This is a genomic window from Alkalibacterium subtropicum (assembly GCF_900112455.1).
Taxonomy (GTDB): domain Bacteria; phylum Bacillota; class Bacilli; order Lactobacillales; family Carnobacteriaceae_A; genus Alkalibacterium; species Alkalibacterium subtropicum.
On record NZ_FOLT01000025.1, the window covers coordinates 1 to 11,779 of the forward strand.

8 protein-coding genes, 5 tRNA genes, 1 rRNA gene and 1 other annotated feature are annotated in these 11,779 nt (G+C 46.0%); all 14 genes read right to left on the bottom strand.

What is annotated here, in order from left to right; all coding sequences use genetic code 11:
* Positions 1–26: 26 nt before the first annotated feature.
* A tRNA-Gly gene (locus BM049_RS11510) sits at positions 27–98 on the bottom strand.
* An 8-nt stretch (positions 99–106) separates the two neighbouring features.
* A tRNA-Thr gene (locus BM049_RS11515) sits at positions 107–179 on the bottom strand.
* A 23-nt stretch (positions 180–202) separates the two neighbouring features.
* Positions 203–284: transfer RNA gene (locus BM049_RS11520), tRNA-Leu, on the bottom strand.
* A gap of 26 nt (positions 285–310) precedes the next feature.
* Positions 311–383 (bottom strand) — tRNA-Lys (locus BM049_RS11525).
* A gap of 9 nt (positions 384–392) precedes the next feature.
* Positions 393–465, bottom strand: a tRNA-Val gene (locus BM049_RS11530).
* Between the two features lie 10 nt (positions 466–475).
* Positions 476–591 (bottom strand): 5S ribosomal RNA (gene rrf / locus BM049_RS11535).
* A 139-nt stretch (positions 592–730) separates the two neighbouring features.
* Positions 731–1,258 (bottom strand): peptide-methionine (S)-S-oxide reductase MsrA, encoded by a 528-nt coding sequence (msrA, locus tag BM049_RS11540; protein ID WP_091531878.1) that lies wholly within the window; start codon positions 1,256–1,258, stop codon positions 731–733.
* Between the two features lie 35 nt (positions 1,259–1,293).
* The gene (serS, locus tag BM049_RS11545) at positions 1,294–2,568 is read right to left on the bottom strand and encodes a serine--tRNA ligase (protein ID WP_091531881.1); all 1,275 of its coding nucleotides are present in this window, start codon (positions 2,566–2,568) and stop codon (positions 1,294–1,296) included.
* Between the two features lie 64 nt (positions 2,569–2,632).
* Positions 2,633–2,858 (bottom strand) — a binding site (T-box leader).
* Between the two features lie 60 nt (positions 2,859–2,918).
* Positions 2,919–4,241 carry a serine hydrolase gene (locus tag BM049_RS11550; RefSeq protein ID WP_091531883.1) on the bottom strand — a complete coding sequence of 441 codons (1,323 nt, stop codon included), beginning with the start codon at positions 4,239–4,241 and terminating at the stop codon, positions 2,919–2,921.
* A 300-nt stretch (positions 4,242–4,541) separates the two neighbouring features.
* Positions 4,542–4,727: a hypothetical protein gene (locus tag BM049_RS11555; RefSeq protein ID WP_091531885.1), complete on the bottom strand. Its 186-nt coding sequence runs from the start codon at positions 4,725–4,727 to the stop codon at positions 4,542–4,544.
* 155 nt (positions 4,728–4,882) lie between these two features.
* Entirely contained in the window at positions 4,883–6,007 is a 1,125-nt protein-coding gene (locus BM049_RS11560) for a sensor histidine kinase (protein ID WP_091531888.1), read from the bottom strand.
* 14 nt (positions 6,008–6,021) lie between these two features.
* Positions 6,022–6,705, bottom strand: a complete 684-nt coding sequence (locus BM049_RS11565; RefSeq protein ID WP_091531890.1) for a response regulator transcription factor — start codon at positions 6,703–6,705, stop codon at positions 6,022–6,024.
* Positions 6,706–6,987: 282 nt separating this feature from the next.
* Positions 6,988–7,581, bottom strand: a complete 594-nt coding sequence (locus BM049_RS11570; protein ID WP_091531893.1) for a class D sortase — start codon at positions 7,579–7,581, stop codon at positions 6,988–6,990.
* Between the two features lie 76 nt (positions 7,582–7,657).
* On the bottom strand, positions 7,658–11,137 hold the full coding sequence (locus BM049_RS11575; protein WP_091531896.1) for an endo-1,4-beta-xylanase: 3,480 nt from the start codon (positions 11,135–11,137) through the stop codon (positions 7,658–7,660).
* Positions 11,138–11,779: the final 642 nt, after the last annotated feature.

Consider the following 11,779-nt stretch of genomic DNA (forward strand, 5'->3'; position numbering starts at 1 on the left):
CAACATTGAGACCAATGTTTATTTAAAGCGGAAGACGGGATTCGAACCCGCGACCCCCACCTTGGCAAGGTGATGTTCTACCACTGAACTACTTCCGCAAAAGAAGTGCCGGCTAAAGGAGTTGAACCCTCGACCCACTGATTACAAATCAGTTGCTCTACCAACTGAGCTAAGCCGGCTTAATATTATAGAGAAACACTTATGCGGATGGAGGGACTTGAACCCCCACGCCGTGAAGCGCTAGATCCTAAATCTAGTGCGTCTGCCAATTCCGCCACATCCGCATATATAAAGCTGAGCTTTATATACATGAGCCGTGCTGGGCTCGAACCAGCGACCCTCTGATTAAAAGTCAGATGCTCTACCAACTGAGCTAACGGCTCTAAAGGCAATGGAGGTTAACGGGCTCGAACCGCTGACCCTCTGCTTGTAAGGCAGATGCTCTCCCAACTGAGCTAAACCTCCGGAATATATTGCATAGCAATGTCCTGCTTTCACAAAGGGAACCCCTTCACTATCCTCGGCGCTGAGAAGCTTAACTGCTGTGTTCGAAATGGGAACAGGTGGTTCCTTCTCGCCATTATCACTATACAATATATTTTTTGGGATTGCTGAAACAATTACTGCAGCAACTCTTATATCATACAAAGATATTCCTCCTTTGTCAACTACTTTTTAAATGTTTTTAAAAATAATCGACAAAGAAGGCGTCATCTTATAGTTATCTTGTTTATTTTCCCCAGTGTTTATTTATAAAACCGGCTCTCCCGGAACCTACACTATATCTTTTGTAGTGTGCCGATTCTTTTTTGTAGTAATCCTGATGATACTCTTCAGCCGGATAAAACGGTTTGGCTTCTTCTATCTGGGTAACGACCGGTTCGTCAAACCTGCCACTTTGTTCCAACTCTCGCTTGGATTCTTCAGCCACCTGTTTCTGATGTTCGTTCAAATAGAAGATGACCGGTCGATATGAATCGCCGCGGTCGGCAAACTGTCCGCCTGCATCGGTAGGGTCTGTCTGTCGCCAATAAATCTCTACCAGTTCGCGGTACGAGATCTTGTCTGGATCATAAACGATCTCTACCGCTTCGGTATGACCGGTTCGACCTCTGGTCACTTGCCGATAGGTAGGATTTTCGACATGTCCGCCTGTATAACCCGACGTGATCGAAATGATGCCTGGTAATGAATCAAAAGGCTGAACCATGCACCAGAAACAACCGCCCGCGAATATTGCTCTTTGTTCATTAGCCATGTTCATTCTCCTTTACTGCTGTTCCTCGACTTGACTTAACGGATCTCTGTTACGCCACCCATATACGGTACAAGAGCTTCAGGTACCTTGATGCTGCCGTCAGCCTGCTGATAGTTTTCCATGATGGCCGCCACGGTCCGGCCTACAGCCAGTCCTGAACCGTTCAAGGTGTGTACATAATCTATTTTACCATCCGATTCTTTTCTATATCTAATCATAGCTCTTCGCGCCTGGAAATCTTCCGTGTTTGAACATGAGCTGATTTCTCTATAGGTGTCCTGAGCCGGGATCCAGACTTCCAGATCATAGGTTTTCGCTGCCGCAAAGCCGGTGTCGCCTGTAGCAAGCAGAACGACGCGATACGGGAGACCCAATTTCTGTAAAATGGCTTCCGCATTGTTCGTCATTTTCTCCAGTTCATCATAAGACTCTTCCGGCTTGGCAAACTTGACCATCTCCACTTTGTTGAACTGATGCAGACGGATGAGCCCGCGCGTGTCCCTGCCGGCACTGCCTGCTTCAGATCGGAAAGAAGGAGACAGGGCTGTGAAATATTTCGGCAGGTCTGTCTCTTCAAGAATTTCGTTCTGATAGTAGTTCGTCAACGGCACTTCAGCTGTCGGTATCAGCGTCAGCGGATGGTTCTTGATCTGGAACACATCTTCTTTGAATTTAGGGAACTGACCTGTTCCATATAAGGCATTATCATTCGCCAGATACGGCGGGATGATCTCTTCATAGCCATGTTCCGTCGTGTGCATATCCAGCATGAAGTTGTACAAAGCCCTTTCTAAGCGGGCGCCTAATCCCTTGTAATACAGGAAACGGCTGCGCGCCACTTTCGCTCCGCGTTCAAAGTCCAGAATACCCAGTTCCGGCCCTAGATCCCAGTGGGGTTTCGGCTCAAAATCAAAGGTCGCCGGCTCGCCCCATTTGCGCACTTCCACATTGGATTCTTCATCTTCACCAACGGGGAGTGAGTCATGAGGCATGTTAGGCAGACCGGCTGCTATCTCATTGACTTGTTCTTCCAGCTTCTCCAGATCGGCATCGATTGTTTTGATATCTCCCCCGACTTTCTGCATGGCCGCTATGGCCTCTGAGGCGTCTTCTTTATTCCGTTTCTTTTCTGCTATCTGGGCAGAAACATCGTTACGGTGTTTTTTCAGTTTTTCTGATTTCTGGATCAGCTCTCTTCTCTTTTCATCAAGCTCTTTCAGATCATCTAACTCTTCAGCCGCTACTCCTCTCGTCTGCAGTCGTTCTTTTGTAGTTTCAAAATCGTTTCGAATACGTTTAATATCTATCATGGATTCTCCTTCTTTCCTTTTTAATGTTTGCGGGTATTAAAAAAACAGTCCTTTCATCCCTAAATTTAGGGACGAAAGGACTGCTTCTCGCGGTACCACCCTGATTCAGAAAGACGATCACTGCCTTTCTGCACTCACAGGGGTAACGGTCCGAGCCGAAATGATTTAGGCAGTTTTGCTTCATCATTTGATACTGAACGACGGATTCCAGGATAAACAAGGTCAGTTTACACCATCCACTGACTCTCTATGCTTGCTTCGTCCTCTACTGGTTCGTTCATCTTCTGTTTATTTATCTGTGCTTATATTTTACCTACTTCGCTCATAAAGGTCAACACTTATGTCACGGATCAGAAACGGTCTCTCAGACTGACAAAGAAATCTTTGACCAGGTTCGAAAACACGGTAAAGAAACCTGCACGTTCAACAGAATCAGCTGCAGCAACGGGTATGGTATTTTGTGCTTCTGACTCCAGAAAATCGATGCCTTCCTGGTCGTCGAGGACCAATTCTCCTACGACCGTTCCGGCTTCTACCGGAGCTTCTATCTCGCCATCCTGATTCAACAGTTCTTCATTTGGCTTGAACGTGTAACTGATCGCATCTTCGTTTCTAACGTCCGGCAGATAATATTCCAGCGCTTCGGTCGTTTTTAGAGCAACCTCTTCTTCCAACCCGTTTTTAACAGGGAGAGGCGTGACATCCATCAGCACGACATCTCCTTCAACAAGGGTGGTGTACTCCCACTCACTGAAACCATAGTCGAACAGTTTCGCTGTTTCTTCAAAGCGCTGCGAGCGGTTAGTGAAGCCGTCGCCCGCGCCCATGACCACAGAGACCAGACGCTGTCCGTCATTTTCAGCCGTCCCGGTAAAGGTCGCCCCGGCGAAAGCCGTTGTTCCCGTCTTCAGGCCGTCTACATCCGCGCGCTCGTGGGCGAGTCCTTCCAGCATCCAGTTCCAGTTTCTCATAGAGATAGCGTCTTCCGTGCCTTCTCTGAATACTTTTACGGGGATGCTTGACGTTTCAAGAACTTCAGGATAATCTTCCAGTAATTTCATCGCTACTTTAGCTATGCCTTTAGCCGGCATGGCATTCTCTGCATCTTCGTCACTGCCCGGATAATGATTGCCGTTCAGATAACTGTTGTTCAGACCTGTCGTATTATAAAGTTCATAATCCTCGATCCCCCACGACTCTACAAGAGCTCTCATGCGGTCGACAAAGGCCGATTCAGATCCTTCAATTGCTTCTGCTAAAGCGATCGTTGCTCCATTGGCGGAGTAGATAGCTAAAGCTTCGTATAGTTCTTTGACTGTATAATTCCCACCTGAATGCAGCGGCACATTAGATAAAGCATAATCCTGACTTACAGCGTATGCATAATCGCTGATGGTCACTTCTGAGTCCCAGGAGAGATTCCCGGCTTCGATTTCTTCAAAGAGGATATATTCAACAAGCATTTTTGTCATTGAAGCGATCCCTTTCGCTTCATCGGCATCTTGTTCGTGCAGGATCTGACCTGTTTCAAAGTCGATCAGCAGAGAAGCATCTGCATCGATCTCTATTTCATGTTCGTCAGCAAAAGCCGTTGTCCCTGTCATAAAGATAGGGAAAGCCAGAGAAGCACTCAAGGCTAGTTTAAGTAATTGAGATGTTTTAGATTTTATCATTATAATTAACTCCTATATCAGATTCATCGATTCTGTTTCCACTTGCAGGCAGCAATGATCACGTTCATTTCACCATGTCTTATAGTACGCTACCGTTATAAAAAACACAACCTTCTTCACTGAGTTTTCATATTTCCGACACCGGCACACTATCGGTCTATAAAAATCATTCGACAGAAGTCATAAGCAGCAGGATGTTCCTGGCCTTGTCCCGGTCAATTCAGACCTTTTGACAACAAAAAAAAGCGCGACAGGAATGTCTGCAGCTTCCGTCACACTTTTCTCTATTGACTTACACCTTTAACTGGATGGATCCTCATTGCCTGATTCAAGTTTTCTGTGTGCGATATCCTTTAAATTTTCCTCTTCTTCTTCACTGATATCGCCGTTCTGTCTCGATTGTCTGAACTGTTTGATCAGATCCTTCACTTCTTCTGTATCTGCATTGATGATTCTGTCTCTGAAAACATCAAATTTAACACTCATTGAAAAAGCCTCCTTTAGATTCTGTACGGATACACTTTAACCCTAAAAGAATAGCCCGTTTTTTTCAACTGATACAGCTTGTTGTCAGGGCCGGATCCATTCCCACCTGTATTTACAAAAAAGCGAAGCAGCTTTGACCTGCTCCGCCGCTTTTTTCAGAAGTCATTATCCAGCGGAAGGACGACATCAAAGACCGTCCACCCCGCTTCAACACGTGCCGTGATCGACCCATGATGAAGTTCAACGATACTCTGGGCAATGGCCAGACCCAGCCCTGTCCCGGCAGTTTCCTGGGAGCGGGAGGCTTCAGCCCGATAGAAACGCTCAAACAATTGTTCAATGGCTTCCTTAGGCAATGTCTCTCCATTATTTTTAACGGAAACACTCACATTGCCGCCTTCTTTTTGCACTTCTATCAGGATCAAAGTCCCGCCTTTGCCGTATTTCAGTGCATTCGAGAGCAGGTTGTGGAAGACCCGAACAATTTTCTCCGTGTCGGCCCGCATCATGATCTGTTTTACAGAAGAAGAGATCTGGATATCTCTCCCTTTTTTCTGAGCTTCCAGTTCAAAATCGATCGCCACTTGTTCAAGCAGCTGCACCATATCAAACGTTACATACTCCAGTGGGGCGGCCGTTTGTCTGACCGTCGTGTATTCGAACAGATCATCGACAAGGACTTTCATCTGTTTGGCTTTCTCGTAAGCAGTGTGGACATATTTTTTCGCCTGTTCTTCTGAACCGTACCGGTTTTCTTCTATTAAACCGAGGTATCCGATGATCGACGTCAACGGCGTTCTTATATCATGACTGACATTAGTGATCAGTTCATCCTTGCTTTGCTCGATACGCCGTTCTTCTTCCATCGCTTCGACGGTAGAGTCCACCAGAACGTGGATGCTCTCCACGACTTTGCCGATGTCTCCGCTGTAAGACCCTCGGATACGGTGATCATAATTTCCCTGGGCGATATAATGAAGCTCTCTGATGATATGTTTCAGCTCATACTGACGGTAGCGTCTTTTCAGCCGCCAGTATATGGCCACGCCTGCGATCAGCGTCAGAAACAGGAAGACCAGAGGTGTCAGTCCCCATAATTCCTGATTGCCGATATCTTCAGCAACATTGCCGAAAAACCAGAACTCGTCGAAAATTTCCTGAAAGGTCACGACGAACCAGCGGAAGATTTCATAGACAGCAAAGTAACAAAGGAAAATGATTCCGGCTGTCACCACCGCTTCAAAAGCGAGACGCCACCGTTCTTTTCTCGTCAGCTGCATCGTACCCCTCCTTGTCAGCTTTCTATTTTATACCCGACGCCCCAGACCGTTTTAACGATACTTTCTCCGCCTGTTGCTTTTTCGATTTTGTCACGCAGATGACTCACATGGACCATGACTGTCTTGGCAGGGACAAGACTCTCCTGTTTCCAGACTTTTTCAAAGATATCATCTGCACTGAATACCCGGTTGGGATTTGTAGCCAGCAGATAGAGTATGCCGAATTCCAAAGCGGTCAGCTGAATAGCTACGCCATCCACTGTTTCCACCTGATGCTGGTCTTTCCGGATGATCAGCGGACCGATTTCAAGTTCCCCCGAGTTATTTGGTCCGGCTCCATAGGTACTTCTTCTGAGCAGGGACTTTACCCTTGCCAGGACTTCCAGCGGATTAAACGGTTTGACGACATAATCATCAGCCCCGTTGGTCAGCCCTCTGATTTTATCGATGTCAGCCGTTTTGGCACTCAGCATCAAAACCGGCAGCGATGATGTTTTCCTGATTTCCTTAACGACTTCCAGACCGCTTCTTTTAGGCATCATGACATCCAGGATCAGACAGTCGATATCCAGTTTCTGTATTTTATCGATAACTTCCTGTCCATCATAGGCTTTTTCAACGTCAAACCCTTCATTCTTTATATAAATCTCAAGCAGATCACAAATCTCTTTATCATCATCCGCAACTAATATACGCATATCTGCGTCCCTCCTTAGTTTCTTCCTCTTCATTTTATCATGTATGGCAGGAGAGAATACTAAAGATTTTGTAAAGAAAAAGCAGAGAAAAAACTCTGCTTTTTCTTTACTTTACACAGCCGATCATGTCGTTCCCAGATAATAAATATATTCGTCTTCTTGAACCTTGCCTATAAACAGGATGTTTTTCTTTTCGGCCGAAGACAGCGCCCCGCAAGCGACTGCCTTTCTTTTTCCGTCGCAATAAAAAACCCAACTCTTCAATAGAATTGGGCTCGTTACTTATTCTACTACTGGATAGGCATAAAAGACAAAACGTTCCGGTGCACTACCTAAGTAATCGAAAGGATAGCAGGTAGAAACCACAAGGACCTCTTCCCCCATTTTCCCGACAACCGATGTATCGTCTTCATCCACTACCTCTGTATCTTTTATTTCGTAGATGTAGTCGCCATAAGGCATTTCGACCACAAACGTGTCACCCAACTCCAGTTCTGCAAAGTTTTTGAATACGGTATCGCGGTGACCGGAAAAGACGATCTGATCTCCCTGTCCCGGCAAGACCGTACTGGACATATGTCCGACGCCTTTATCCAAGGCATCCGGATCGGTCCCTTCTACGACACCGATACTCCTGTCGAGTTTCGGGATATGCAGGATACCAAAGGCTTCATACATTTCTGGCGAAAAGTTGAGGATCTCTTCTTCACGATCGGGAGAGTCAGTCTCGGAACTCTCGGTACGCAAAACTTCGATCGCCGTCTCCGCCTCTTCGATGGTGACAGACTGCATCTGATCCTGTTCATACAAAGAATAGCCAAACCAGCCGAGAAAAGCTAATCCGACAATAATAAAAACATTCGCTAGCGCTTTCATTTTACCCCTCCCATCGTGAAAAATTGAAAAGTGAAGAGAACGAACTCTTCACTTTTCTCTGTTCTTCTATAATACCTTATTTTTGCCTGCGGATAAAGCGAAGACTTAATCCGGACAGCAAGCCCGCAAGGCCCAGCAAACCGACGGCCCATGTTGCAGTAGCTGTCTGAGGAAGCTTTTCTCCCTCTTCATCTTCTTCGTCTTGAGCAGATTCATCATCTGTATCTTTATCAGAATCTTCGTCTGTCTCGTCCTCTTTATCTGTTTCATCTCCTTCATCACCAGGTGTTTCTGCTGTTTCGTCTTCTCCCGGTTCAACAGGTTCTTCTCCGATTTCATCCAGGTCCTTGACCAGTGTCAGGAAGCCGAATACTGAAGGATCCTGGAAGCCTTGTCCTGTCATATCGTTCCATGTTGCTGCTGAAACTCTTGAACCTTCTTCACCATCATTTACTTGAATGTCGAAGCCTAATGTGTGACCAGATTCAGGTGTCACACCTTTCCACGGAATAGCCATTTCCACCACATAGCCTCCGTTCGTCACACGTGCTGCTGAAACGAACCCTTCACTATAGGCTGCAGGATTGAAACTGGCATCATTCTCATAGTTGACACGGTACTGGCCTACGCCATCGATATATGTTGACGTTTCTTCTCCAGTTTCATTAACAAAGACTTCCACAGAATCCTGTTCCCATGGATTTACTGCACTAATATCCAAATCGCCGTCTGAAACTTCTACAAGGATGTAAAGATTGTTTTCATCCCATAGCACGCGACCATGTCCTGTGGCACCCTGCCATGCACTCTGGTAGCGGCTGACGTCAAGTTCAGGTGCGCTTTCCCAGATTTCGTCTGCTTCTGCATTGATTTCCGGCGTGCCGTAAACAGCATAGTCACTGTCAGCTACAACTTCCTCTTCCTCATATCCTTCAAGGAAGCCTTCTGGATCCACTACTGCATAGTAGGCCTGTTTGGCAGTCAGAGTGTCGTTGAACAACAGTGGGGAACGGTCAGAACGCCAGCTGTTTGTATCGTTCAATCCCCAGAACGTGACACGGGAGATGTGATCAGAATACTCATCATAGATCTGGAACAAACTTGCGTACAGATACGCTTGACGTTCAAGTTCTGATTCGATCGTTTCATTCGGTGTCAGCGTTGTGACGTCCAGCTCTGTCACACCGATCTCGATATCAAGCTCGATAAAGCGTTCAATAGACAGACGCACATTTTCAGGATTGGTATTGGCATTATAATGTGCCTGCATGCCTACACCGGAAATCAGTTTACGTGTATCATCCGGGTTTTCGTCAGCATACTGTTCATTGATCTCTTTGATCATTGAATACATGGCGATGGCTTTGGACTGCTGATCATCGTTGTAGTCATTGTAGAACAGGACGAGATCTTCACGGCCCAGTTCATCCGCCACTTCACGGGCATATTTAAAGGCTTCATAAATGTAGTCTTCGCCGATAGCTCTCAGCCAGCCGGAATCACGCAGTTGTCCACGCCAGTCCTCAGGGTTGCTCCAGTCACCGTCTAAAGCTTCATTCACGACATCCCAGCTGATCACGCCGTCTCCATAGACAGCATCATAATTTTCCATCGCATTGCGGATATGCGCCTGCATGTTGTCCAGCGCTTCGTCTCTGGACAGCGGCGTACCGTCTTCCCGGGAATGCAGCCATTCCGGTGACTGCTGGTGCCAGACAAGAACGTGGCCGTGCAGCAGCAAACCTTCTTCGGCTACACGTTCAACCAGTTCATTGGATCCGGTGAAATCAAAACTGCCGTCGTCACCATAAGCATAACTCGGTTTCATTGCATTTTCTGCAGTGACTAAGTTATGGTGATGGTTCAACAGATCAAGTCTTGGACCTTCCAAGTCTCCCATCGACACAGCATTACCGATAAGGAAATCATCTTCATAAACTTCTTTAATTTGAGCTAAGTCCAGTTGAACGTCGATCTCTTCTGAGTCAAGCTCCTGGAAATCGATATCATCGATATAGAAGTCGACAAGTCCGTTAGCTGTTTCTACATATATAGTCACGAACCCTCCGCCTAAAGAGGTGTATCGGTATGTGCCTTCCAGTTGAACCCAGCCGTCAGCTGCACTGATGGATGCAGAGTCGATGGTGTTGTAACTTGCGGCATCTCCTTCAGCTACCTGGGTAGACAAACGGAATTCCGTTGACGTTTCAGAATCCGTCTTGACCCATGCCGAGACCTGATATTCTGATCCGGAATTGATGTAGTTTTCTACTCTCAGCGCAGGACCGTTCCATGCCATATCTCTATTAGATGTGAATAAGCTGTACTGTCCAGCGTCCGTATGATTCTCAGCATCTGTTACTTCTATGATTTCATTGTCACCACGAGCTGCGAACCCATTCAGCGTGTTGTCTTCAAACTCGACAAATGCAAATTCTTCAGCTGCAGGCAAATCCGGATCCGGAGTTGGATCAGGCTCTTCTTCGACCGGTGTCTGATCCGGGTTCCATTCGATTGCTATTTCTGTAATGTAGAAAGGCACTTCTGCCCCCTCATCATTGGACTGGACTCTGAAGTTTTCATATGCTTCATTGTCCCACGTGAAGGAATGTTCCAGGGTAAATTCTTCTCCCGCTGTAAAATCAGCAGCGGCAAAGAAAGGATAGTCATCATCCGGTGACTGCAGGAAGGCTTGTGCCCCTTCAGGAATTTCTACGTCTTCATCTACGTGACCAGTCACAGTTACTTCATAAGTGTAGCCTAACTCCATTCCGGCTGCTTCAAACGGGACATCAACACCATTCCAGTTTGCTGTACGGCCAGAGACATAGAGAGCCCCCTGGCCATTGTTGAAATCTGCTTGGCGTTCAACTGAAGCCCCGGCCGCTTGAGTAATACCGTCATTGAACGTTTCACGGTACAAGGTGTCAAGTTCAGCATCTTCTTCCGGAGCAGGTGTTTCGTCTTCAGCTGCTTGTGCTGTGATGGAGATATCTGTCACTGCGAATTCCATCCCGACACCGTTATCGTTTGTCTTGATTCTAAATGCTTTGTCATTTTCCGCAATAGCTGCATAGTCTGCTGTTAGTTCAAACGTTTCTCCTGCAACAGCAGGCACGTTATTCAGCCAGGTATAGCCATCTACAGTTTCCAGGGTGACCAGGGCCCCTTCAGGGATCTCTTCATCTGCTAAGATATATCCCTGGACAGTTACTGAATAAGTTTTACCGTCTTCAATTCCAGCTGCAATGAATGGAAGATCGATGCCGTCGTATGCATTGACTCTATTGGTCACCCATACACCAGAGTGAATGTCTCCGCCGGCTGTAGTAATGTCATCTGCCTGGTTCAGCACTGCATCCCCAGCTGGGACCGCTACACTATCCGGGTAATTACCTTCTTCAAAATCATTGGAATAAATCACGTCCGTTTGCGTAGTCACTTCACTGCTATCTGCTTCCTGAGCCACGACTGAAGTTGTTGTTCCGACAATGGGCGCCAGAAGCATGGCGCTTGCCAAACCATTAAATAGCTTTAATTTCATACTGTTTTCCATCAATTTCCTCCTTGTAATTAGGTAAGCGAGCTGTCATCAACGTTTTATGTAATGAGAGCCTGATCATCATCGACTGCGAATCCGTACACCAGAAAAATTCTGTTCCTCCTCGTCCACATTATAGCGATGTAATAAAACGCTTACGTATATACTACTTTTATAATGAAGCGTTTACAATAGTTAATTTGTTTAAAAAACAAATTAACATGAAACTGATATGTAACCCTGTTTATCGTAATACATTTGTAACAAAACGCAGTCAATTAGGTTAGTTTGTTTACAAAAAACATTATGATTGCTTCACAATCTAAACCACGACAGAAAAAATGTTTTGTTCTATAATCGAATCAGGAAACACTAATCCGATCTCTTAATGGGTTTTGCCGAACCTGTACAAAAAACTGGATGACCGTCTTATCTTTTGCGATAAGCCGAATACATCATTGAATGTGGAAATAAAATTACAACATTTTATAAGATGGTCTGTTTCCTAATTTATGGATGGAGGTTATGGTCATGGAAGTAATGATTGAAACATGTTGTGGTATCGATGTGCATCAGAAAACCATCGTCTGTTGTATTTTGGATGGTCCTTTAGATACAAACCGACCCAAAAAAATCCAGAAAACATTTGGCACCCGC

Excerpts from the sequence above, each read along its gene's own strand:
- serS (WP_091531881.1), bottom strand. The coding sequence starts at position 2,568 with ATGATAGATATTAAACGTATTCGAAACGATTTTGAAACTACAAAAGAA.
- BM049_RS11575 (WP_091531896.1), bottom strand. The coding sequence starts at position 11,137 with ATGGAAAACAGTATGAAATTAAAGCTATTTAATGGTTTGGCAAGCGCC.
- BM049_RS11565 (WP_091531890.1), bottom strand. The coding sequence starts at position 6,705 with ATGCGTATATTAGTTGCGGATGATGATAAAGAGATTTGTGATCTGCTT.
- BM049_RS11570 (WP_091531893.1), bottom strand. The coding sequence starts at position 7,581 with ATGAAAGCGCTAGCGAATGTTTTTATTATTGTCGGATTAGCTTTTCTC.
- BM049_RS11555 (WP_091531885.1), bottom strand. The coding sequence starts at position 4,727 with ATGAGTGTTAAATTTGATGTTTTCAGAGACAGAATCATCAATGCAGAT.
- BM049_RS11550 (WP_091531883.1), bottom strand. The coding sequence starts at position 4,241 with ATGATAAAATCTAAAACATCTCAATTACTTAAACTAGCCTTGAGTGCT.
- msrA (WP_091531878.1), bottom strand. The coding sequence starts at position 1,258 with ATGGCTAATGAACAAAGAGCAATATTCGCGGGCGGTTGTTTCTGGTGC.
- BM049_RS11560 (WP_091531888.1), bottom strand. The coding sequence starts at position 6,007 with ATGCAGCTGACGAGAAAAGAACGGTGGCGTCTCGCTTTTGAAGCGGTG.